At 62.2% G+C, this 23,440-nt stretch carries 23 protein-coding genes; 17 read left to right on the top strand and 6 right to left on the bottom strand.

The window, feature by feature from the left end; all coding sequences use genetic code 11:
* Positions 1 to 15 precede the first annotated feature (15 nt).
* Both I2G20_RS09975 and I2G20_RS09970 read left to right on the top strand, forming a co-directional pair.
* Positions 16 to 1,734, top strand: a complete 1,719-nt coding sequence (locus I2G20_RS09975) for a tetratricopeptide repeat protein (RefSeq protein ID WP_196259554.1) — start codon at positions 16 to 18, stop codon at positions 1,732 to 1,734.
* Positions 1,734 to 2,603, top strand: coding sequence for a 4-(cytidine 5'-diphospho)-2-C-methyl-D-erythritol kinase (locus I2G20_RS09970; RefSeq protein WP_196259553.1), 870 nt, complete (start codon positions 1,734 to 1,736; stop codon positions 2,601 to 2,603). The genes I2G20_RS09975 and I2G20_RS09970 overlap by 1 nt, the downstream gene beginning before the upstream one ends.
* Here the strand turns inward: I2G20_RS09970 and I2G20_RS09965 are convergent.
* Entirely contained in the window at positions 2,600 to 3,514 is a 915-nt protein-coding gene (locus I2G20_RS09965; RefSeq protein ID WP_196259733.1) for a DMT family transporter, read from the bottom strand. The two genes, I2G20_RS09970 and I2G20_RS09965, sit on opposite strands and share 4 nt — an antisense overlap.
* Before the next feature lie 292 nt (positions 3,515 to 3,806).
* Between I2G20_RS09965 and I2G20_RS09960 the strand changes: the two genes are divergently transcribed.
* From I2G20_RS09960 to I2G20_RS09935, 6 genes are all read left to right on the top strand, one after another.
* Positions 3,807 to 5,039: an MFS transporter gene (locus tag I2G20_RS09960; RefSeq protein WP_246473002.1), complete on the top strand. Its 1,233-nt coding sequence runs from the start codon at positions 3,807 to 3,809 to the stop codon at positions 5,037 to 5,039.
* A gap of 10 nt (positions 5,040 to 5,049) precedes the next feature.
* Positions 5,050 to 5,586 (top strand): molybdenum cofactor biosynthesis protein B, encoded by a 537-nt coding sequence (moaB, locus tag I2G20_RS09955; protein ID WP_196259551.1) that lies wholly within the window; start codon positions 5,050 to 5,052, stop codon positions 5,584 to 5,586.
* 110 nt (positions 5,587 to 5,696) lie between these two features.
* Positions 5,697 to 6,845, top strand: coding sequence for a PA0069 family radical SAM protein (locus I2G20_RS09950; RefSeq protein ID WP_196259550.1), 1,149 nt, complete (start codon positions 5,697 to 5,699; stop codon positions 6,843 to 6,845).
* A gap of 74 nt (positions 6,846 to 6,919) precedes the next feature.
* The gene (locus tag I2G20_RS09945) at positions 6,920 to 7,408 is read left to right on the top strand and encodes a hypothetical protein (protein ID WP_196259549.1); all 489 of its coding nucleotides are present in this window, start codon (positions 6,920 to 6,922) and stop codon (positions 7,406 to 7,408) included.
* Between the two features lie 26 nt (positions 7,409 to 7,434).
* A complete protein-coding gene (locus tag I2G20_RS09940) occupies positions 7,435 to 8,082 on the top strand; it encodes a ribonuclease HII (RefSeq protein WP_207747597.1) in 648 nt (215 codons plus the stop codon).
* A gap of 84 nt (positions 8,083 to 8,166) precedes the next feature.
* A complete protein-coding gene (locus I2G20_RS09935; RefSeq protein ID WP_196259548.1) occupies positions 8,167 to 9,300 on the top strand; it encodes a site-specific DNA-methyltransferase in 1,134 nt (377 codons plus the stop codon).
* Between the two features lie 99 nt (positions 9,301 to 9,399).
* Here the strand turns inward: I2G20_RS09935 and I2G20_RS09930 are convergent, their stop codons facing one another.
* Complete coding sequence (locus I2G20_RS09930; protein WP_196259731.1) at positions 9,400 to 10,428, bottom strand: NUDIX domain-containing protein; 1,029 nt, start codon at positions 10,426 to 10,428, stop codon at positions 9,400 to 9,402.
* A gap of 78 nt (positions 10,429 to 10,506) precedes the next feature.
* Between I2G20_RS09930 and I2G20_RS09925 the strand changes: the two genes are divergently transcribed.
* The 9 genes from I2G20_RS09925 to I2G20_RS09885 all read left to right on the top strand — a co-directional run bounded on the left by I2G20_RS09925 (position 10,507) and on the right by I2G20_RS09885 (position 18,644).
* Positions 10,507 to 11,019 carry a DUF721 domain-containing protein gene (locus I2G20_RS09925; RefSeq protein WP_196259547.1) on the top strand — a complete coding sequence of 171 codons (513 nt, stop codon included), beginning with the start codon at positions 10,507 to 10,509 and terminating at the stop codon, positions 11,017 to 11,019.
* A gap of 79 nt (positions 11,020 to 11,098) precedes the next feature.
* A complete protein-coding gene (locus I2G20_RS09920; RefSeq protein WP_196259546.1) occupies positions 11,099 to 11,812 on the top strand; it encodes a DsbA family protein in 714 nt (237 codons plus the stop codon).
* Positions 11,813 to 11,836: 24 nt separating this feature from the next.
* The gene (locus I2G20_RS09915) at positions 11,837 to 15,295 is read left to right on the top strand and encodes an AAA family ATPase (RefSeq protein WP_196259545.1); all 3,459 of its coding nucleotides are present in this window, start codon (positions 11,837 to 11,839) and stop codon (positions 15,293 to 15,295) included.
* A gap of 231 nt (positions 15,296 to 15,526) precedes the next feature.
* Positions 15,527 to 15,910, top strand: coding sequence for an AtpZ/AtpI family protein (locus I2G20_RS09910; RefSeq protein WP_196259544.1), 384 nt, complete (start codon positions 15,527 to 15,529; stop codon positions 15,908 to 15,910).
* Positions 15,911 to 15,922: 12 nt separating this feature from the next.
* Entirely contained in the window at positions 15,923 to 16,696 is a 774-nt protein-coding gene (locus tag I2G20_RS09905) for a F0F1 ATP synthase subunit A (protein ID WP_196259543.1), read from the top strand.
* A 71-nt stretch (positions 16,697 to 16,767) separates the two neighbouring features.
* A complete protein-coding gene (locus I2G20_RS09900) occupies positions 16,768 to 16,995 on the top strand; it encodes a F0F1 ATP synthase subunit C (protein WP_196259542.1) in 228 nt (75 codons plus the stop codon).
* A gap of 114 nt (positions 16,996 to 17,109) precedes the next feature.
* Positions 17,110 to 17,733, top strand: coding sequence for a F0F1 ATP synthase subunit B (locus tag I2G20_RS09895; protein ID WP_196259541.1), 624 nt, complete (start codon positions 17,110 to 17,112; stop codon positions 17,731 to 17,733).
* 4 nt (positions 17,734 to 17,737) lie between these two features.
* Entirely contained in the window at positions 17,738 to 18,220 is a 483-nt protein-coding gene (locus tag I2G20_RS09890) for a F0F1 ATP synthase subunit B family protein (protein ID WP_196259540.1), read from the top strand.
* 73 nt (positions 18,221 to 18,293) lie between these two features.
* Positions 18,294 to 18,644: a RidA family protein gene (locus I2G20_RS09885; RefSeq protein ID WP_196259539.1), complete on the top strand. Its 351-nt coding sequence runs from the start codon at positions 18,294 to 18,296 to the stop codon at positions 18,642 to 18,644.
* A 205-nt stretch (positions 18,645 to 18,849) separates the two neighbouring features.
* Here the strand turns inward: I2G20_RS09885 and I2G20_RS09880 are convergent, their stop codons facing one another.
* The 4 genes from I2G20_RS09880 to gcvH form a co-directional block, all read right to left on the bottom strand.
* Positions 18,850 to 19,899, bottom strand: a complete 1,050-nt coding sequence (locus I2G20_RS09880) for a DUF2332 domain-containing protein (protein ID WP_246473001.1) — start codon at positions 19,897 to 19,899, stop codon at positions 18,850 to 18,852.
* Between the two features lie 257 nt (positions 19,900 to 20,156).
* The gene (gene gcvPB, locus I2G20_RS09875) at positions 20,157 to 21,701 is read right to left on the bottom strand and encodes an aminomethyl-transferring glycine dehydrogenase subunit GcvPB (protein ID WP_196259538.1); all 1,545 of its coding nucleotides are present in this window, start codon (positions 21,699 to 21,701) and stop codon (positions 20,157 to 20,159) included.
* Positions 21,698 to 23,041, bottom strand: a complete 1,344-nt coding sequence (gcvPA, locus tag I2G20_RS09870) for an aminomethyl-transferring glycine dehydrogenase subunit GcvPA (RefSeq protein ID WP_196259537.1) — start codon at positions 23,039 to 23,041, stop codon at positions 21,698 to 21,700. Before gcvPA ends, gcvPB begins: the two co-directional genes overlap by 4 nt.
* Before the next feature lie 16 nt (positions 23,042 to 23,057).
* Entirely contained in the window at positions 23,058 to 23,423 is a 366-nt protein-coding gene (gene gcvH / locus I2G20_RS09865; protein WP_196259536.1) for a glycine cleavage system protein GcvH, read from the bottom strand.
* Between the last annotated feature and the right edge of the window lie 17 nt (positions 23,424 to 23,440).

Raw genomic sequence — 23,440 nt, 5'->3', positions numbered from 1 at the left:
GAGCCCGAATACGACGTGCCCAACTTTCTGAAAGCCGCCGCCGGCCTAGGTGTCGCGATCTGCCTGTCGGCCACGACGCTTGTTTCCTTTCAGGTGCAAGCTGAGACGTTCCCGTTGCGGCGCTCGAGCCCAACCGGCAGCTACATCGCCGGCATGGCGGCGCTGGACAATCTCGATGCCAGCACGGCGGCAAGCTATTTCGCACGGGCCGCCGAAGCGGACTGGGACAATCCGTTCTACTCGGGACGCGCGTTCATCTCTTATCTGGTCGCCGGGCGGATATCGGATGCTGCTGCAAGCGCCCAGCACCTGCTCGATATCGACCCGCAAAATGAACTCGCGCGCCTGACGCTTGGAACGGTGGCGCTCAAGCAGCGCCGCTATCCCTCGGCAATCCAGGAGCTGGGGCGGGTACCCGACCTTTCGCTGATCGGCATTACGGCCGGGATTCTCGGCGCCTGGGCCAATGTCGGCAATGGTAATTCCCAGGCGGCCCTTGCCGCCATGGACCGGCTGTCTGGCGGCGGGTTCGACGAATTTCTCGTCTTCCACCGCGCCATAATGGCCGATGTCGCCGGCAACCGTTCCGATGCTCTGCGCTATGGCGGCGAAGCCTACGAAATCGATCCGCGTGACCCCCGCGTCGCACAGGCCTACATCCGCATCCTCGCCAATGCGGGGCGGTATGACGAGGCACAGAAAATTCTTGATGCCTTGAATGACGAGGGCATCTCGCACCCCTACCTCGATGCCCTTGCCGAGCCCATCGGCGCACAGCGGAGGCCCGGGCTGTTTGCGGCCAATGTACAGGCTGGAGCGGCCGAAGTCCTGCACGGGCTGGGCGCGGCAATCGCTCAGGAGGGGTCGACCGAGCTCGGGGCGATCTTCCTTCAACTGGCGCTTTATCTCGACCCTGACGCATCCGCGGTGGCCATGACGCTTGGCGAGTTGTTCGCCCGTGCCGGACGCTATGAGCGGTCAAGCGCCTTCTTTGCCCGCATCAGCAAGGAGTCGCCGTTCTACCCCCATGCACTGGTGCGTCAGGCGGAAAATCTCGATCTCGCCGGCGAGCGCGAGGACGCCATTTCGCGGTTGCGCAATATTACAGTGATCCACCCCGACAATATCGAGGCGCTGGGCGCACTGGGCGATATCCTGCGCTATGACGAACAATGGGCGGAAGCTGCCGAGGTCTATTCGAAACTGATCGAGCGGGTTGACGGCAATCGCCCGCATGAATGGCGCTATTTTTACGTGAGAGGGATCGCCTATGAGCGTTCGGGGCAATGGGAGCTCGCCGAGCCCGATTTCCTCAAGGCGCTCGAACTCAACCCAGATCAGCCCTACGTATTGAATTACCTGGGTTATTCCTGGGTGGACCAAGGGCTCAATCTCGATGAAGCGCTTGAGATGATTGACCGCGCTGTCGCCATCCTGCCGCGGGATGGCTATATCATCGATAGCCTCGGCTGGGCATACTACCAGCTCGGCCGAATTGATGACGCCATCGCCGAACTCGAACGCGCCCTGCAGTACCTGCCTAATTCGGCGGAAATCAACGACCATCTGGGCGACGCCTATTGGGTCGCGGGGCGCAAGCGCGAAGCCATGTTCCAGTGGCGCATTGCCGTGGATGTCGACGACGACGGTTCCGTCGCCGAACGGGCTTCCGCCAAGCTCTTCGACGGGCTGGATCCCGACGCACCCGTTGCCGACGCCCATCTCACCCCCTGATGCGGGAGCAAATCTTCGAGTCGGCGCCCGCCAAGGTCAATCTCGCGCTGCACGTGACAGGACGGCGTGAGGACGGTTTCCACACGCTTCATTCGCTATGTGTCTTTACCGAACTCGGGGACCAGCTTTTCGCCGCCCCTGCAAAGGAGGACCGGCTGACCATTTCCGGGCCGTTTGCCGGGGACCTGCCCTCAGGACGGTCCAACCTCGTGTTGCGCACGATTGAAAGGTTCCGCCTGAAGTTTCCCGACCACCTCAATGGCGGGGTGGCGATTCACCTCGAAAAGCACCTGCCAGTTGCCGCGGGGCTAGGTGGTGGTTCCGCCGATGCGGCGGCGGTGTTGCGCATGCTGGCCCGCATGAGTTCGCCTCCCGTGACAGACGGGGACCTGTTCTCGCTGGCGGCATCGCTGGGCGCGGATGTGCCGATGTGCCTTTTTTCCACCACCTGCGAGGTGCTGGGAATCGGCGAGCGGCTCAAGCCGCTCAGCATGTTTCCCCCTGTTCACCTGGTGCTGGTCAACCCGCTGACGCCGGTGGTGACGGCGGACGTGTTCCAGCGGCTCAGCAGCCGCGAAAACCCGCCCATGCCAACACTTCCCGAAGCACTCGACCGCGCGGCGATGCTTTCGCTCTGGCTTGAGGACACACGCAACGACCTCGAAGCGCCTGCCACCGAGGTCGTACCGGCCATCACCGATGTCATTGCGGCGATAAAGGCCACGTCAGGTTGCGCCCTGGCGCGAATGTCGGGCTCGGGCGCGACCTGCTTCGGGCTTTACGGCAGCGCTCCAGCCGCGCATCAGGCCGCCCACGACCTGCGGGAGAAGCTCTCGGGTTACTGGGTGGCGGCGACGCCGGTACTTTAGGCCGGACTCGAAACTTTGCGCGCCGTTTTGCGGTCCAGTCCGAGCTGGTGTTCGCGGTAGATGATGAAAATCCCAGCGGCCGTGACAATCGTGCCGCCGATCAGCATCTCGAGGGTTGGGATTTCAGAGAAGATCGCAAAGCCGATGACGATCGAGAGAACCATCGAGGAATATTCGAAAGGGGCGACGGTGGTCAGTTCGGCGTGGCGGTAGCTTTCGGTGAGCAGAATCTGGCCGATCCCGCCGGCAAAACCCGCCCCGATCAGCACCAGCGTCTGTTCGAGAGAAAGCGGCACCCATCCGAGGAAAGGAATGCTCAGCAGCCCCATCACGGTGCTCACGATCGAGAAATAGATGACGATGGTGGCGCTGGATTCGGTCTTGACGAGATTGCGCACCGTAAGCATGGCGACAGCTGCCGTCATACAGGCGATGAAAGCGGCAATGGCGCCCTCCGTCTGGGGCCCGACATTCGAGAGGTCGCCCGAAAAGACGGTCAGGCGCGGCCACATGATGATGATCACCCCGATCAGACCCACGACCACGGCGCTCCAGCGGAAAAAGCGAATGCGTTCGCGCAGGAACACGGCCGAGAAAATCACGATGAACAGAGGTGTCGCATAATTGATGGTGGTTGCCTCGGGCAGCGGCAGGCGCGTCAGACCGAAAAAGATGAGGAACATGCCCACCGTGCCGACCACGCCCCGCAGGACATGTGCCATGGGACGTTTGGTCTTGAACCCGGAGATCAGTTCCCCCCGAAAGCCCAGCAGGATGAAAATCGGGACCAGCGCAAAAAGGGAGCGGAAGAAGACAAGTTGCCCGACCGGAACGCCCTCTGCGCCCTTGATGATCGCGCTCATGGCCACGAAAACCACGACCGACGCCACCTTGAGCGAAATGCCGAGCATCGCCCCTGTGGGCAGATAGCGTCTGACCCCGGAACGCGATCCGGGCGATGGGGGGATGGAATTGGACACGACAGAAACCAGCAAGAACGAGAAGGAGGAAAAATTCGTCTCGCGGTCAATGGCTACGCCTCTTGGACCGCAAAGGCAAGGCGGGGGGCCTATTAAGGGCACTGCCGGCAATGTCGGTTGCGGAGTAGGCAGGAGCGGGCAAACCGGATAGGGTGCGCCGCAGTTCTCCAAGCCAGCCATATTCTCCCAAATGTCTCAGATCGTCAGGATTTCCGCGCTTCTCTTGAGCTCAGCTCTCCTGATGGTGGCGGGGGGCATGCACGGGCTGATTCTCCCCGTGCGCGGTTCCGAGGAAGGGTTTTCGCTATTGGCGCTGGGCCTCATCGGCACGGGATGGTCGGTCGGATTCATATCGGGTTCGATTGCCGTGCCGTTCCTTGTGCGCCGGGTCGGACATATCCGGTCTTACGCCGTTATGGCGTCGATCGCGTGCATGACCATTCTTTTCAATCTCATCTTCATCAACGATCTGGCCTGGATCGGCCTGCGCATTTTTTCGGGCTTCTGCTTTGCAGGGGCAGCGATGGTGGTGGAGAGCTGGCTCAATGAGGTCTCGGATAACGAGAACCGCGGCACCACCTTTTCGATCTATGTCAGCGTAACGCTGTTCGCCTCGACCGCCGGACAGATGACTATCGCCGCAACTGGCGTGGCCGGCTTTTTGCCGTTTGTCCTCGCGGCGATTGCCTATATCGGCGCTGTGCTCCCCACGGCCGTGACGCGCACCCCACAACCAGCCCCGCTCAAATCGGCCTCGTTCGATATCGGGCTCATCTACCGCACATCGCCCATCGCGGTGATTGCCGCCTTTTCGGTGGGCATGGCGAACGGAGCATTCGGTACGCTTGCACCGGTTTACGGCATCGAGCGCGGGTTTTCGACGGCGACCGTCGCCTACCTCATGAGCCTTGCGATCGTGGCGGGTGCCATTGCACAGGTTCCCCTGGGCCGGCTTTCGGACCGGATCGACCGGCGCAAGGTGATGATGGGCGTCGCCATGATCGGTGCTTTGGCGGGGTTGCTCCTCATCGTTTTCAATCCCGACGAGAATGCCGTTCTCTATATCCTGTTCGCGCTTTACGGGCTGGCGGCCTATTCGCTCTATGCCATTGCGGTGGCCCATGCGAACGACTTTGCCGAACAAGGAAATTTCGGCAAGATTGCCTCTGGAATGCTGCTCGTGCTGGGCTCGGGCATGGTGCTGGGGCCGATCGCCGCTTCGCTCACCATGCAGTTTTTCGGTCCCGTCGCCTTGTTTCTGGTGACGGTGGTTTTCCATACTGCCCTTGCTGCCACAGCATGGCTCAGGATGCAGGTGCGCTCGGCGACGCCTGCCGAGGACCGCGCACCGTTCCGTCCCCTGCCGACCGAACGCACCGTAACTTCCGAAACGATCGGGCTCGACCCGCGTTCAGATGATGAAAGCTTCGAGCTGCCTGAGAGCAACGAACCTTAAGAGAGAAAAGATGTTTCCCTTCAAGATCGATGAGACGCGCGTCTTCGTCCCCGTGACGTTCGCCGTCCTGGTGGTGTCCGATACGCGAACGCTGGAAACCGACGCCTCGGGTGCCCTGCTTTCGGAGATGATCGATGGAGATGGCCATCGTTGCGTGGAACGCGCCGTCGTCAAGGACGATGCCGAGGTTATCCGCGCACAGGTTCAGAAGTGGATCGATGAGCCGACGATCGACGTTGTGCTGACCACTGGCGGTACGGGTTTTTCGGGGCGGGACGTGACGCCAGATGCCATCGAGCCGATGTTCGACAAGCGGATGGACGGGTTTTCCGTGCTCTTTCATCAATATTCGGCGCAAACCATCGGCACCTCCTCGCTCCAATCGCGCGCGACGGCTGGACTTGTTGGATCGACCTTCGTCTTCTGCCTGCCGGGCTCCAAGGGGGCATGCCGGGACGCATGGGAAGGAATTCTGCGCCACCAGTTCGACAGCCGACATATGCCGTGTAACTTTATCGAAGTCATGCCGCGACTGCACGAGCGGTAACCGGCCTCGCTTCTTGTTCTTGTTATGTTCCAATTCTTTCGCTAAGGTTAAGGAACGGTCGAGGCACGATTCGCCTTGTCCATTTGGGGCGGGAAGAATGGAGCGGAACAATGGCGCAGACAGGATCTGGTGAGGCGCTTGACGCGCGCAGGCGGCTGTTCGGCACCCGCGATTTCGACCTTTTGAGCCGGCCTGTGATCGACTCCGCGCGGCTGCGCGGGCGCGGCGCGAAATCGAACGAGGCCGGACGGTTCGAGGTGCACAGGCGCGAGATGTTCGCGGACGGCTGGGAGCCGGAGCCCGAGGAAGGCTTCGAGACGCGCGAGCATATCGAACGCGCCAAATCGATCATCACGCGAAACGTTTCTCCCGATGTCGGGTTCGATCGCTCGATCAACCCCTATCGTGGCTGCGAGCACGGTTGCTCTTATTGCTATGCGCGCCCCAGCCACGCCTATCTCGGTCATTCGGCGGGGGTGGATTTCGAGCGCGATATCTATGTGAAGGTCAACGCCGCCGAGCTTTTGCGCACCGAACTGGCAAATCCACGCTACAAGCCGCGACCGATCGCCATCGGCACCAATACAGACCCCTACCAGCCGCTCGAGCGCAAGCACAGGCTGATGCGATCAATCCTCAAGGTGCTGCTCGAAACCCGGCACCCGGTGACCATCGTCACCAAATCGGCGCTGATCGTGCGCGATCTCGACATCCTCACCAAGCTGGCCAAGCACAATCTGGTTGCGGTGGGCATATCGGTGACCTCGATGGACCACAAGCTGTCGCGCTTCATGGAACCGCGCGCTTCCACCCCCTCGCGGCGGCTCGAAGCCCTCAAGCTGCTTTCGGAAGCCGGAATACCGACCCGGATCATGGCCTCACCCATGATCCCTGCGATCAACGACCACGAGCTTGAACGCATTCTCGATGCAGGCAAGGCGCAGGGGGCAACGGCGGCCTCGTTCATCGTTCTGCGGCTACCGGGGGAGGTGCGGGACATTTTTCGCGAATGGCTGCTCAAGACCTATCCCGATAAGGTACGGCACGTGATGAACCTTGTGCGCGACATGCGGGGCGGCAAGGAGAACGATCCACGCTTCGGTTCACGCTTCAAGGGCGAAGGGCCCTATGCGCTCCTGATGCAGCAGCGGTTCGAAAAGGCAATTGCCCGGCTTGGGCTTGAGACTGGCGGGCCGGCATTGAGGACCGATCTTTTCGCGCATGCGAAAAAGGACGAGCCACAACTGAGCCTTTTCTGATACCCTTCCAGCGGTCTTTTGGGGGAGAGCGCAGTATGTCGAACTTTGGCAGTAAGTTGATTCTGGCGACGATAATGGGCGCGCTGTCATTTGAGGCATTTGCCGGAGGAACCGAATGGGCGCTCTATCCGGCAGGCGGAGGATTGAACCTCAAGCAGGACGGCGAAATCCATTTCATTCCGTTCGGGACCGACCAGGCCGAAGTCGAAAAGCTGGCGCGAAAGCTCTGGGGTGAGCCGGCCCATAGCGGCTCCCTGGAAGAATGCGGCGCGGGACCGATGGATTACGATGCGTTCGAGAATTCGATGACGCTACATTTCCAGGAGGAGGCTTTCGAGGGCTGGTTCATGGAACAGGGCGCCGCAATCGAAACCAGCAGTGGCTTGGGGTTGGGAAGCACCCTCTCCGATGTCCGCGCGACATTGTTCCATGAGATCGAGGTCGAGGAAACCACGCTTGGCCACGAGTTCTGGAGCGAATCCCTTTTCGGCATCGTCAGCGGCCCCGAGGAGACCGACGTCGTCGAGGCGCTCTGGAGCGGGGTTTCCTGCCTCTTTCGGTAGGTTGTCGTTTGGGGCATTGTCCGTCCATGGCAATGATTGATTCGATAGCCGGTGCGGCACAACCCGATCAGCCCGACCTGTTTCATGAGCACGCAGCGCGGGCCGACGGTGCGTGCCTCGTTGCCGGTGTCGATGAAGCTGGACGCGGGCCGCTGGCGGGACCGGTGGTTGCAGCAGCCGTCATTCTCGATCCGGACAATATTCCTTTAGGGCTGAACGACTCCAAAAAGCTAACAGAAGCGCGACGCGAAGCGCTGTTTGCAGCAATCCTCGAAACGGGCCAGATCGGTTTTTGCGCGGCGCCCTCGGTGGAGGTCGACAGGCTCAATATTCGTGGCGCGACACTGTGGGCAATAACGCAGGCGGTGCTTTCCCTGCCCGTCCAGCCCGATATCGCCCTGATTGACGGACGCGACGTGCCGCCCGGCCTGTCCTGTCCCGGTCGATACGTCATCGGTGGGGATGCGAAAAGTCTTTCGATCGCTGCGGCCTCGATCGTCGCGAAAGTCGTGCGCGACCGGATGTGCGCGATCATGGATTGCGGCTATCCCGATTTCGGCTTTGCACGCCACAAGGGGTATGGAACCCCGGTGCATATGGCGGCGCTCGAAAGCCTGGGGCCTTCCGAAGTGCACCGCATGAGCTTTGCGCCCGTGATGGCAGCGATCCGGTAAGCAGCCGTTAACCCTAAACCTTAGGCGGCATTTAACCCTAACGGGGTACAACACCCCAATTAGTATTGCGTTAGGGTTATCAAGATGTTGAGTACCGGTTCCGCGCGCAAGCGCGCCCCGGAGGCTCGCGAGAGTCACCTTCCCCTCGATACCATTCTCGTCGGCGATTGCATCGCGCAGATGGATGCGTTGCCTGAAGCCTCGGTCGATCTTGTCTTTGCCGATCCTCCCTACAATCTCCAGCTTGAAGAGGGATTGACCCGGCCCGACCAGTCCAAGGTCGATGCGGTCGACGATGATTGGGACAAGTTCGAGAGCTTTGCCCATTACGACGCCTTCACGCGCGAGTGGTTGCGCGCGGCGCGCCGAATACTGAAGCCCAACGGGGCAATCTGGGTGATCGGGTCCTACCACAATATTTTCCGCGTCGGCACGGCCCTGCAAGACCTTGGCTACTGGCTCCTCAACGATGTCGTCTGGCGCAAAGCCAATCCCATGCCCAATTTCCGCGGCACGCGGTTCACCAATGCGCACGAAACGCTGATCTGGGCGTCGCGCAGCCAGAAATCCCGCCCGACTTTCAATTACGAGGCGCTGAAACTTGCCAATGACGGGGTGCAGATGCGCTCCGATTGGCTGTTTCCCATTTGCACGGGCGGCGAGCGGCTTCGCGATGCCAACGACGACAAGGTTCATCCTACGCAAAAGCCCGAGGCCCTGCTTCACCGGGTGCTGATGGCGACAACCAAACCCGGCGACGTGGTGCTCGATCCGTTCTTCGGGACGGGGACCACGGGGGCGGTGGCACGGAAGCTGGGGCGGCATTTCATCGGCATTGAACGCGAAAACGCCTATATCAATGCAGCTTTGAAACGCATTGCGGCCATTAAACCGCACGATTCCGCATCTATTGAAACCACAACACCGAAACGTAGCGAACCGCGCATTCCGTTCGGGTTGCTGGTCGAACAAGGCGTAATTGTTCCGGGAACGCAACTGTTCGACGCCCATAAGCGTTATAGGGCGACGGTTCGTGCGGACGGCTCGCTTGTCAGCGACGGCAAGAGTGGATCGATCCACAAGGTCGGCGCACTGGTGCAGGGCTTTGAGGCCTGCAACGGGTGGACGTTCTGGCACTACGAGGACAAGGGAAATCTTGTTCCCATAGACGAATTGCGCGGCAAGGTGCGCGCAGACCTAGAGAAGATTTCTGCCTGATTCCGACCTCCAATCAGTCAGGCATTCTGGCCCCCGGCAGTGCTCGGGGGCTTTTTTTAGCGCACTCCCATGCCTCCAAGGTGCGGGGCCGTTGGGACCCTAATTCTCAATCCCTGCTGCCCTCAGCATCTTGCGGAAAACGCTCGGCAGCGCCTCGTTGCCGAGCGCGCCGATCTCGGCCCACCAGCCTTCATCAAGCGCCCGATCGGACTTGACGCTCCACACATGGGCGACGAGATGGAAATGCGTGAAGGTGTGCTCGACCGTTCCCGCGCGAGCCCACCCGGCTTCAAAGGGAAAGGCCGGCTGGCCCTCCTCAGACGTCCATTGGCTGCCGGGAACTTCAGTCATCTTGGCCAGCAAGCCCTTGGGGCCACGCTGACGAAGAAACACTTTGCCGAGCGGGTGGCGGATGACGAAGGCATGGCCGTAACGCGTCGGACGGACCGGCTTTGCCGGAGGGACCGGGAAGGCGAGCGGATCGCCACGGGCGGCACCCGCGCATTGCGGTTTGAGAGGGCAAACAAGGCAGCTAACGCAGCGCGGCGCGCAGACGGTGGCGCCGAGATCCATCATGGCCTGCGCAAAATCGCCCGCTCTTTGGGGAACCGAGGCGGCTACCACCGCGCGAATCCGCGGCTTTTCCTCGCGCACCGGGCGCGGCAAGGCGAGATAGCGTGCAATGACCCGGTCCACATTGCCATCGACCACCGCAACCTGCTCGTCATGACAGATGGCGGCGATGGCGGCGCTCGTATAATCGCCGATGCCAGGGAGATCGTGCAGGGCGGCGGCGGTCGTCGGGAATATACCGTCGTGGCGGGCGACGACTTCCTGCGCACACGCGTGAAGGTTGCGTGCGCGGGCATAGTAGCCCAGTCCCGCCCACTGTACGAGGACATCGTCGAGCGGGGCAGCGGCAAGATCGACGACCGTGGGCCAGAGGCGCGTGAAGGCGGCAAAATATTTGCCCACCGCGGCAATCGTCGTCTGCTGGAGCATGATCTCGCTCAACCAGACATGATAGGGGTCAGGCCTTATGCCGCGCGCCCGGTCCCGGGGTGAGACGCGCCAGGGCAGGACGCGCGCATGCCGGTCATACCAGTCGAGGACGGCCGTGGCATCCACGGACTTGGGGAAATGTTGCACGGGGACGTCGTATTCCATAATGATGGACACAACCCGATCCGCACGCATCAGGCAAGCATGGCCGAGAAATCTCCACCGCCCAAACGCGCAAACCGCGCCGTCCAGCTTGGCGACATGCTCGGCAATACGCTCGATCCTGCGTTGCGGCGCCGAGGGTTCGCCAGCCGTGACCTGATCGCGAACTGGGCGTCCATTGCGCCTACGCCATACGATACCGTTTCTGCCCCCGACAAGCTGGTCTGGCCGCGGCGCGACCGGCCGGATCCCGAAGGAGCGGTGCTTTACCTGCGTTGCCGCGAGGGACAAGCCCTCGCGCTGACCCACGAGGCGCCGGCAATCACCGCAGCGGTCAACCGCTATTTCGGCTATCTCCTGGTTTCCAGGGTCAAGCTCTCGCCCAACCCGTTGACGACGTCCGAACCGAACGCGCCGATCGCCACGCGTGCGCTGCCGCCCGAAAAGGCGGCACAGTTGGCACAAGCGGTGTCCAATATCGAAGACGAAGACCTGCGCGCCGCGCTCGAAAAGCTCGGGAGGGGGGTTCTGGGCAAAAAGGTAACCTTGAGTTGATGGCGGTGCCCACTTGCGGCCTTGGTTTGTCTGTGTAGTGTGCGCCGCGAATTACTTTTATCGATCGGGAGTTGATCCATTGCTCAATCGCAGAAACCTCATCGTTCTCGGTTCTGGCGTTTCTGTCGCGACGCTCCTTTACGGATGCGGCGACACGACGAGCAACACCGCCCAGGCCCAGGCGACGCCAGAGGGGGATACCGGGGCCGCGGAAGGCGAGGTCGCGCTTTATGATGGGTCGCCGGTCGAGCCGATCGACAACCAGCCGATCAACAATCCGGACGGGCTGCCAGACCGCCCGCTGGGCGGGGTCAACGCGACGGTGACCGTGATCGAATACGTCTCCCCAACCTGCCCGCATTGCGCGACTTTCCACAATACGGTCCTACCGCGCATCAAGGAAACCTATATCGACACCGGGCGCATCCGATTCATCACGCGGCCGTTCCGGCGCAACGTGCTTGACCTCGCCGTGCTTATGGTGGCGGAAGCCTCGGGCACGGCCTATCACGAGGTGCTTTCGGCCTATATGGCCACGCAGAACCAATGGGCGACCGCCGACAACCCGCGTCAGGCGATCTTCCAGGTGGCCCAACAATTCGGCTTTACACAGGAAAGGTTCGAGGAAGTCTTGACCGATGAGGCAATGTTCGCTGCACTGGAATCCATGCGCGAACAGGCTCTCAACCAGTTCGGTCTCCAAGGCACTCCAACCTTCTTTATCAATGGGCAAAGGCTTGAAACGGGTGCTACTTTCGAAAGCCTTTCGGCGGCCATCGACGCCCAGCTCTAGTCTACCTCCCATGGGGCGCGGAAGATGATATTTTCGCGCCTCAAGCTCACCGGTTTCAAATCCTTCACCGACCCGGTCGAACTGGTATTCGAGCCAGGCATCACCGGGGTCGTCGGGCCCAACGGGTGCGGGAAGTCCAATCTTGTAGAGGCGCTGCGCTGGGTGATGGGCGAAAGCTCGTACAAGGCCATGCGCGCTTCGGGCATGGACGACGTGATCTTTTCGGGATCGAGCAACCGCCCAGCACGCAATTCCGCGGAAGTAACGGTAACGCTCGACAATACCGACCGCACCGCGCCTGCGCAGTTCAACGCTGCCGATACGCTGGAGATCTCGCGCCGGATCGAGCGCGAGCAAGGCTCGGCCTACCGCATAAACGGGCGCGATGTGCGGGCGCGCGACGTGCAGCTTCTGTTCGCCGACGCTTCGACCGGCGCACATTCCCCTGCCCTCGTCAGGCAAGGGCAGATCGGCGAGTTGATTGCGGCCAAGCCGACGCAGCGGCGCGCGCTGCTGGAAGAAGCTGCGGGGATATCGGGGCTGCATTCGCGGAGGCACGAGGCCGAATTGCGGCTTCGGGCGGCCGAACAGAACCTCGAACGGGTTGACGACATCATCGCGCAGGTGGAGGTGCAGCTCGAAACGCTCAAGCGTCAGGCTCGGCAAGCGACGCGCTATCGCTCGCTTTCGGGCGATATCCGGCGCGCCGAGGCCGCGCTGTACCATATCCGCTGGGTTCAGGCCCGGTTCGCGGAAAAACAAACCGAGGCGGAACAGGGCCGGCTGATAAACCAGCTCGCCGAGGCCAACCATCTGGACCTTGCTGCACGCAAGGTGGCCGAAGATGCCGATGCTGCGCTGCAGCCTCTACGGGATGCCGACGCCGCAGCCGGGGCGGTCCTACAGCGGCTCACCATTCTGCGCGCGCAGATCGAGGACGAATGGCGGCAGGCCAATGCGCGGCGCGCCGAACTCGAGGACCGGATCAAGCAAATCGATACCGATAGCGCGCGCGAGACGGCGCTGATCGCGGAAAGCCGTGGGATTATCGAGGCGCTTTCGGCAGAGCGGGGCGAACTGACAGCAGCGGCAGAGACAGACCGCGAGGCCAGCGAAACCGCGCGCAATCAGGCCGAAGTTGCCAAGGTGGCGCTGGCCGAGGCCGAAGCAATCGCACGCGCGGCCGGGGATGCCGTGGCAGAAATCAGGGCCCGGCGGGCGCAGGCGCAACGTGGTGCCCAGGAGGCCGCGCAACGGCTGGAGCGCCTCGAAGGCCAGATGGCCGATATCGTGCGCGATGCTGAAGCGGTAGCGCAGAGCCTTGCGGCGGACCACACCGTCAATGAACGGCGCAGTGCGCTCGAAGCGGCGCAAGGCGCAGCTACCGCCGCCGAGGCGGAAACAGAAAAGGCCGAACAGGTGGCGCGTGAGGCGCAGATCGCGTTTGAGGCCGGGCAACCGGCACTGGCCGATCTTGAAACCGGCCTCAACAGGCTCGAAAGCGAGGCGGAGACGCTGGCACGGGTGCTCAATGTCGATGGCGGATCGTTGTGGCCAGCCATCGTCGATGCGCTGAGCGTCACGCCGGGTTACGAGACGGCGCTTGGCGCCGCCTTGGGCGACGATCTCGAAGCCTCATCGGACAGCGCGGCGCCGCTCTACTGGTCAAACGCAGGGGATGGCGCAGCGGACGCCCCGCTGCCCGAAGGCGCAGTGCCGCTTTCGCAATTCGTTTCCGGTACGCCGCTTTTGAAACGCCGGCTCGACCAGATCGGGTTGGTTTCCGTCGAGGCCGGTGCGGCGCTTGCGACCGAGCTCCGGCCCGGCCAGCGGCTCGTGAGCCTGGAGGGTGCTCTCTGGCGCTGGGACGGGTTCGTTGCAAAGGCCGACGCCCCAACGCCGGCGGCTCAGCGGCTTGCCCAGCGCAACCGGTTGGCCGAACTCGATGCCGAGATTGCCCATATGCGCAGAGGATGCGAAGTGGCGCGCGAAAATCTGGGCGCGTTGCGTGCCGGTCTGGATACGGCACGGCAAGCGGAAACGGCCCGGCGCAACGAATGGCGCGAAGCGCAGCGTGCGATAACCGCCGCGCAGGCCGGACTGGATGCGGCGCAAAAGAACCTCGCCAATCTTGTCGCCCGGCAATCGGCGCTGGAAGAGTCGCGCGCCCGGCTTGAGGAAACGCTGGCCGAAGCGCGTGCGCAAAAGGAAACCGCCGATGCCGCCCTGGCCGAGGCAGGAGATGAGGGCGACGCGGTGCGCGAAGCGGAAACGCGGCAGCGGGCGCTTGCCGGTCTGCGCGATGCGGCGGAGCAGGCGCGCGTCCGACTGGCCGGTTTCGACAGCGCGGCGCAAATGCGGAAGTCCCGGCTCGACAGGATCGCCTCCGAACTCGAAAGCTGGGAACGACGCAAGGGGCAGGCGGAAAACCAGATCGCGACGCTCGAGGCCCGTCGCAGCGAGATCGGCTCGCAGCTCGAGGCGCTCAACGCGACACCCGATGCGTTCGACCAGCGGCGGGCCGAACTCGATGAGCAGATCGCCGAAGCGGAACAGGCGCGCAAACGCGCATCGGACAAATTGACCGAAGCCCAGACCGGCTATCGCGAGGCCGAGCGCGCCGCGCGGCTGGCAGCGGAAGCGCTCGCCGACACCAAGGCCGAAATTGCGCGCGTCGAGGAACGCCTCAAGGGCAATATCGTCCAGCGCCAGCAGATCGAGCGTCAGATTGGCGAAACGCTTAACATTCCGGCCAGCCGGACGGCTGAAGCCGCAGGGATAAAGCCCGAAGACGCGTTGCCCGAGGAAAAGGCGGTGGAAGCGCGCGTCGAGCGTTTGAAGGCCGAGCGTGAACGGCTTGGCGGGGTCAATCTCATGGCCGAAGAGGAATCGCGCGAGGTCCAGGACAAGCTCGATCAGATGATCGCCGACCGCGAAGACCTTATCGCGGCGATCGCCAAACTCCGCACGGGGATTGCGAGCCTCAACCGCGAGGGCCGCGCGCGGCTCACCGAAGCGTTCGACAAGGTCAACGCGCATTTCCGCGATCTCTTCACGACGCTTTTCGGCGGCGGGACGGCAGAGCTGACTTTTGTCGAGAGCGACGATCCGCTTGAAGCGGGCCTCGAAATCATCGCCAAGCCCCCAGGCAAGAAGCCCCAGACCATGACGCTGCTCTCGGGCGGCGAGCAGGCGTTGACGGCGATGAGCCTCATATTCGCGGTGTTTCTCACCAATCCGGCGCCGATATGCGTGCTCGACGAAGTGGATGCCCCGCTCGACGACGCCAATGTCGAGCGGTTCTGTAACCTGCTCGATTCCATGCGCGAACGTACCGAGACGCGGTTCGTCGTGGTCACGCATAATCCCATCACCATGAGCCGCATGGACCGGCTGTTTGGGGTCACCATGCCTGAACGCGGCGTAAGCCAACTCGTTTCCGTGGACCTGCGGACCGCCGAGAGTTTCCTCGAAGCGAGCTAGGGTTTCCCGCCCAACATTCCCCACCGAGAATCCCTGGGCGCCATCCTTTGGCCACATCGATGCATGTTGACGCGATGCCGCACCCCCATCGCCTCAAGGTAACATATTGATTTTCAACGCAAAAATGCCAACGCTCGCGCCTTGACTTCAAAAGGAGCCGCAACTATGGTGCGCGCGACTTTCAAGGCACCCTTTGCCGGGTGTCCGGGCGGGGTTTGAGGGGAAGGTTTAATGGCCAATTCCGACAACGACCCCGACGGGCGCAACCCCTCGACCCCACGTATTTCGGAGACATCCGAACTTGCGGCGCGGATCAGGCAGGCACAGGAAGCACGGCAAGCCGCGACCAAAAGCAGCGAACCGGCTTCCCGGCAGGGCGACATGACGATGCTGGCGCGCGGTTTGCGCATCGCAGCGGAGTTCGTCGCAGCCATTCTGGTAGGCTCGGGTATCGGCTACCTGATCGACCAGATTGCGGGGACCGCGCCTTGGGCATTGCTCGTGATGTTCATGGTGGGCTTTGCCGCTGGAATTTTGAATGTCACTCGTGTAGTGGCGGAATTGAATACGCAAAAGCCCGCCCCGACCGGGGATGTGGACGACAGGCAGAACTAGGGGTCCAGAGACTTGGCGAACGATCCGATTCACCAGTTTGTCATCGAAGATATCTTCACCCTGGGGACCTTCGGCGGCGATGGCCATGCCGATACGGGCATCACGATCGCCTTCACCAACTCCGCGCTGTTCATGGTCCTTACGAGCGGGCTGATCATCGGCTACCTGCTGCTGTCGACGAGCGGACGTTCGATCGTGCCGAGCCGCTGGCAGGCACTGAGCGAGATGATGTACGAGTTCGTGGCCAATATGGTCCGAGGAAGCGCGGGCACCGAGGGGATGAAGTTCTTCCCGTTCGTCTTCTCGCTTTTCATGTTCATTCTCGTGGCGAACATGTTCGGCATGTTCCCCTATTTCTTCACAGTCACCAGCCATATTATCGTGACTTTTGCGCTTGCGATGCTGGTTATGACGGTGGTGGTCGTATACGGCTTCGTCCGGAACGGTCCCAAATTCCTCAAGCTCTTTGTGCCCTCCGGCGTTCCGGGCTATGTGCTGCCCATCGTCGTGCCCATCGAGATCGTCTCGTTCCTGTCACGTCCGATCAGCCTTTCGGTCCGTCTGTTCGCCAACATGCTGGCCGGCCACATCACGCTCAAGGTGTTCACTGGCTTCATCGTGACGCTCTCCTCGCTTGGCGCACTCGGCATTCTGGGGTCGGTGCTGCCGCTCATCATGGGCGTGGCGATCACGGTTCTCGAACTCCTGGTATCTGCCCTGCAGGCCTATGTGTTTGCGGTGCTGACCTCGATGTACCTCAACGATGCGATCCACCCCTCGCATTGACGTCAAACGCGGCAACCGCCGCTCCCAATAAACCAACTGCTTAAAAAGCAAGGCTCTGAAAGGATTATAAAATGGAAGCTGAAGCCGCAAAGTTCATCGGTGCCGGTATCGCCTGCGTGGGCATGGCTGGTGCCGCAATCGGCGTGGGCAGCATCTTCGGGAACTTCCTGTCCGGCGCGCTGCGTAACCCTTCTGCGGCCCCGGCCCAGTTCGGTAACCTGATCTTCGGCTTCGCCGTGACCGAAGCTCTGGGTATCTTCTCGTTCCTGGTTGCCCTTCTGCTCCTGTTCGCGGTCTAAGATCTGGACCTGCGCGCGAGGCGCATGACGTTTCCGGCAGCCGGGGTATCCATTCTTCGGCTGCCGCCTTATTGTCCGGGCGCCGCCCGGCGCAACTGACGGCGAGTGACACATATGGCACGCATTATTGTCGCCCAGGCTGAGGGAGAACAACCGGTCGAACTCGAATCGGTTGGTGGCGATCATAGCCTTCCCGAAGACGCGGTTCTGCATGAGGAAATTCATGCATACGGCGATGAACACCACACCAGTGTGTTCCCGCCCTTCGACGCCTCTACGTTCCCATCCCAGCTTCTCTGGCTCGCGATCACCTTCGGGCTGCTTTACATTGTGATGCAGCGCGTCGCCCTGCCCCGCATCGGATCAATTCTCGAGGAACGGCGCGACAGGATCGACGGCGATATCGCCGAAGCGGAACGCCTGCAGCAAAAGACCGATGCGGCGATCGAAAGCTACGAAACAGCATTGGCAGAAGCCCGGAAAAATGCCCACGGCATCGCCGAGGAAACACGCGGAAAGATTCGCGCCGAACTCGACGGGAAGCGCAAGGCCGTCGAGGAAGACCTGGGCCGCAAGGTCGCCGATGCCGAAGGCCGGATTGCCCAGTCCAAGGCGGCCGCACTGGAGCACGTGGACGAAATCGCTGCCGATATCGCTCAGACTGTCGTCGCGCAACTCGCCGGCACCGTAACGGCCAAGGATGCCCGCGACGCGGTCGCCAAGGTAGGCAAGGAATAATCGCATGGAACTCGATGCCACTTTCTGGGCCTTCATCTGCTTTCTGATCGTCGTCGGCATTGCGATCTACCTCAAAGTGCCGGGGATGATTGCCAAATCGCTCGATGCCCGCATCGCCAAGATCGAAACCGATCTGGCGGAAGCCCGGAAGCTGCGCGAGGACGCGCAGGCGCTGCTCGACGAGTACGAGGCAAAGCGCAAGGCTGCCGAAGGCGAAGCCGAAGCGATCGTGGCTGCCGCCCATGAGGAAGCCGAACGCCTCGCCGTCGAGGCGCAGGCCGCGCTCGAGGACATGATTGCCCGCCGCACGAAGGCGGTCGAAGACAAGATTGCGCAGGCCGAAGCGCACGCCCTGGCCGAGGTTCGCGCCCGTTCGACGGACGTTGCCGTGGAAGCGGCTCGCCTGCTGCTGGCAAGCAAAGTCAAGGAAGACGGAAGCGCGCTGGTCGACCAGTCGATCAAGGACGTTGCGGCTCGTCTTAACTAGGCCCGGCCTCACAGACCGTTTTCAAACGGGCCCTACGGGGCCCGTTTTGCTATCCAACCCAAGGAGAGTTCAAATGAGCATCACCCGCATCCAACCCGGCGCGCGCATGAGCCAGGCCGTGAAGTACGGCAACACGGTCTATCTTGCCGGCCAGGTCGCCGAAGATGAGTTCGCCACCATCGAAGTCCAGACCAAGCAGGTGCTCGACAAGATCGACGCCCTGCTCGCCGCAGCCGGCACGGGCAAGGACAAGGTGTTGTCGGTACAGGTGCTGTTGAACAATATCGCCGACTTCGCGGCCATGAATTCGGTCTACGACCAGTGGATCGACAAGGCCAACCCGCCCGCCCGCGCGACGTTCGAGGCACGGCTGGCGTCGCCCAACCTGAGGGTGGAAATCGTCGTCGTGGCAGCGGCCGAATAGGCCTTACGATTGGCATTAGCCTTTCGGGATGCATAGTGCGCTCCGCGAGTCCCTCTCCCGCAATGGGATAGGGACTCGCGGGCCATCGCATACGGGGCTCTCTGCTTGTTCCACGAGGGAGATGATGGCGGAGCGAAGCGCAGGTTCGATGGGGCTGCGGCGGCAACCCAAAGCGGACGTCAGTTGATCCGCCCTTGCCGGCGACCTAAACCCAGTCCACCCAGCGGCCGTGATAATCGGCCAATCCCATTGTCTCGAGTTCGCCGCCCGGCCACACGGTTTGCTTGAGGATCGCCCCGGCGGGGTGATCCTCACTTTCCATGTACATCCAGATGAGCGGTGTAGCCTCGGTCGCGGCGGCGCTGGCCTCGCTAAAGGCTGCAGTTATGCGGTCCTTGGCGGCACGGGGCAGGTATTGCCAGACGATGGTGTGGAAAAAGACCCGCGCCACGCCCTCTAGGGGCGGCTCGGCCAGCTTTGCCTCCACCCAATCGGCCGCGTCCGAATTATCGACGGCGTAGGGCATGGCCGCAGCGGCCGTCAGTGCCGCGGAAATGCGGCCGATGCGCTCGTGCTGGTCAGCCCAGATATAGGCGAGTTGGCGTTCGACGCTCGCCGGGTCGTGCGGATCGAGGGGATTGCGATCGCAGCCGGCACGCGATGCGATTTCCAGTTCCGTCTCGAGCGGGGGTAGGTTGCCGCGCCATTCGCTGTCGATATGGACCAAGGCGTCGGAATCGCCCCATTCGCGTTCTTCGCCAAGCAGATAGTGATACCGGTCAAACGCAAGATTGAGGCCGGCACTGGCGCCGATCTCATAGAGCGCGAGCGGCATACGGAGGCGTCCGGCGAGCCGGAGGGCGAGGCCCAGAAGTGCCGAGGAGCGTGCAACCTCATTGGTCTGCGGCGGACTGTCCAGAAAATCGTAGAGCGCATCGTCGTGCCGCACAATCGCGTCGGCTATTGCCTCCCAAAGCACCTCGGGCTTGGTTTCGAGCGGCGGATAGAGGGCCGCCAGCTCCCGCGCATTTCCCGAGCGGGCGAGCCAATGCAGAGCCCCGCAGGCGCGCAGCGCAAGCGCGTCGGCTCGCGCCGAATCAGGCCAGTTGATGATTCGGCCGCCGAATCGGGACGAATCGTTGAGATTCTTGAGCAGCAGTTCGCAGAGATTTGCAGTGAATGGCGAACCCAGGCTTCGGCAGGCTGCGGCCTGAAACACGAAGGTTTCGGCCACATGCGGGGTCATATGCGTCATTCGGTGCCCTCCGACTTCGTGTCGACTGTCCAGCCGACAGCCGGGGAGTTTAGGGCCTTTGTCGATAGGATCAATGGGGAATTGCGGGCGGGGTGGCGATGTACCCCACCCCTAGCCCCTCCCCTCAAGGGGAGGGGAATCCTCAACGTGCCTTTAGTCAAGCGCTAGCCATAACAACGATTCCGTTCCCCTCTCCCTTGAGGGGAAGGAGCAGCAATATCAGCGCGCGCCCTGAGTGTCCGGCCAAACGCCCCGCCCTATTCAGCCGCCTCGCGGGAGTTGTCCAGCGGGGTCCATTTGAGACGTGGCTGGCGGGCGGCGCGGGTTTCGTCGAGGCGCGACAAGGGCGCCCGGCGGGGTGCCGAGGTGAAGCGTTCAACGTTTCCGGCCTTGGCGTCCTGGACCAGATCGCGCATCGCGGCGATGAAGACGTCGAGGGTCTGGAGGGATTCGCTTTCGGTAGGCTCGATCAGCATGGCCCCGTGGACAACCAGCGGGAAATACATGGTCATGGGATGAAAGCCCTCGTCGATCATCGCCTTGGCGAAATCGAGGGTGGTAACGCCGGTGCCCTTGAGGAAAGTGTCGTCGAACAGCGCCTCGTGCATGACCGGTTGGCCGTTGAATGGCGCGCTCATCACGTCGCGCAATTTCGCCTTGATATAATTGGCGTTGAGCACGGCATCGCGCGCCGCTTGTGCCAATCCGTCAGCACCGTGGCTCAGCATATAGGTCAGTGCGCGGACATACATGCCCATCTGGCCGTGAAAGGCCGTCAGCCGGCCGAAACTTTCGGCCCCGGCATGTTCGATCAGTTCGAGCTTGTCGCCATCACGGCGCAGGAACGGCACGGGCGCATAGGGCGCGAGCGCTTCGGACAGCACTACAGGCCCGGCACCCGGTCCGCCGCCACCATGTGGGGTCGAAAAGGTCTTATGAAGGTTGATGTGCATGGCATCGATCCCGAGATCGCCGGGACGCACCACCCCCATGATGGCATTGAAGTTCGCGCCATCGCAGTAGAAATAGGCGCCAGCCTCGTGGACCGCCTGCGCGATTTCGATCACCTGCGGCTCGAACAGCCCGCAGGTATTGGGATTGGTCAGCATGATGGCGGCGACATCGTCGGAAAGCGCGGCCTTGACCGCTTCGACATCGACGGTGCCATTCTCGTTGGCATCGATGGATTTGACCGTATAGCCAAGGAATGCCGCGGTTGCCGGGTTGGTGCCATGCGCGCTTTCCGGGACGAGGACGATATTGCGGTGCCCCTGCCCCTTTGCGTCATGCGCGGCGCGGATGGCCATCATGCCGCACAGTTCCCCGTGCGCGCCTGCCTTGGGCGACATGGCGACGGCGACAGTGTTGGTCAACTCCATCAACCATCGGGCGAGTTCATCGATAACGCCAAGTGCACCCTGAACGGTCGAAACCGGCTGGAGCGGGTGGACATCGGCAAATCCCGCAAGGCGCGCCATCTTCTCGTTCAGCCGCGGATTGTGCTTCATGGTGCATGAGCCGAGCGGATACATGCCGGAATCGATGGAATAATTCCGCCGCGAGAGGCGCACGTAATGACGCATGGCCTCGGGTTCGGTCAGGCCTGGCAGATCGAGCGGGGACTGGCGGCGTAGCCCGCCGAGGCGGTCATCCGATACGTCGACGTCGGGAAGGTCGACGCCGGAATGATCGTGATCCCCTATCTCGAAAAGAAGCGGCTCTTCGGGCAGGAGCGCGGAGCCAGCGGCGGCCGCACTTGCGGCCTGCGGGGCGGTGGGGCGGCCTTGGGTGTTCATGCTCATGCAAGTTCTCCCTTGAGGGCGTCCGCCAGTGCTGCGATGTCGGCGTCGGTGGTCAGTTCGGTGGCAGCGAGGACCAAGAGGTTTTCGACTTCGGGCTTACCCGGCTCAAGACGGGATACCGGCAGACCGGCGATGATGCCCTTTTCCGCGAGACGTTCGACCAGCGGAGCGGCAGCGACCGGCAGGCGTAGGGTCATTTCGTTGAAGAAGGTCTTGTTGAGCACCTCAGCACCCGGCACGCCGGCCAGGGCATCGGCCAGGGCGCAGGCGCGGGCGTGGTTGAGCTTGGCGAGACGATGCAATCCACGCTCGCCGAGCAGCGAAAGATGGATCGAGAAGGCCAGCGCACAGAGCCCGGAGTTCGTGCAGATGTTGGAGGTCGCCTTCTCCCGACGGATGTGCTGCTCGCGGGTCGAAAGCGTGAGAACGAAGCCACGGCGACCGTGGGCATCCACGGTCTCCCCGCAGAGCCTTCCGGGCATCTGGCGCACGAATTTCTCGCGACAGGCGAGGAGGCCGACATACGGGCCACCGAAGGTCAACGGGTTGCCGATCGACTGGCCATCGGCAACCACGATATCGGCCCCTAACGCACCGGGGGCTTCGACCAAACCCAGGGAGACAACTTCGGTGACGACGACGATCAACAGCGCGCCCCTGGCGTGCGCGGCATCCGCGAGCGCCGAAACGTTGCGCAGATGGCCATAGAAATCGGGGGTCTGGACGACGATGGCCGCCGTGTCGTCATCGATATGGTCGACGATGTCGCCCTGCCCTTCCGGCGAAGGCGTCAGGCATTCCAGGCCTGAAAGGCCGGAGAGATAGGTAACGACGGTGTCTCGGTATTGCGGGTGCAGTCCGCCAGAAAGGATCACCTTGTCCTTTTTCGTGATGCGACGGGCCATCAGCACGGCTTCGGCTGTGGCGGTCGAGCCGTCATACATCGAGGCATTGGCGACTTCCATGCCAAGCAGATGCGCAACCTGAGTCTGAAACTCGAAAAGCATCTGGAGCGTGCCTTGCGAGATCTCGGGCTGGTACGGCGTATATGCGGTGAGCCATTCGGACCGCTGGATCAGGTGATCGACGCTGGCCGGTACGTGGTGGCGATACGCCCCTGCCCCAACGAAGAACGGACCATCGCCCGCCACGCGGTTCTTGCCCGCCAGCGCGCGCATATGTGCCTCGACGGCGAATTCGGGCTGGTGATCTGGCAGATCGGGCGAAAACGTCCCGAGGACGCGCGCGGGCACAGCGGCAAAAAGCTCATCGACCGATTTGGCGCCGATGGCCGCGAGCATACCGGCGCGATCGGCTTCGGAGTGGGGGAGGTAGCGCATCGATTTCCCTTTTCGATCAGGCGGTATGATCGGCGTAGGCGGCTTCGTCCATCAGGGCGTCAAGCTCGCCCTCATCGGCAAGCTCGATCTTAAGCAACCAGCCGCCACCGGCGGCGTCGGCATTGATGAGGCCGGGTTCGTCATTGAGCTTTTCGTTGACCTCAACCACTTTGCCCGAAACGGGAGCGTAGATCTCAGAAGCGGCCTTGACCGATTCAACCACCGCGACTTCGTCGCCCTTCTTGTAACTTGCGCCCACGGAAGGCAGCTCGACAAAGACGATGTCGCCGAGTTGCTCCTGGGCGTAATTGGAGATCCCGACAATGCCGATCTTGCCTTCGACGCGGATATATTCGTGATCTTCGGTGTAGCGGATGGTCATGGTGAGGTTCCCTCTAG

This window comes from Pelagibacterium limicola (assembly GCF_015694405.1).
Lineage (GTDB): Bacteria > Pseudomonadota > Alphaproteobacteria > Rhizobiales > Devosiaceae > Pelagibacterium > Pelagibacterium limicola.
Note: the sequence above shows the minus strand (reverse complement) of the source record. Positions and strands in the feature narration are given on the sequence as shown.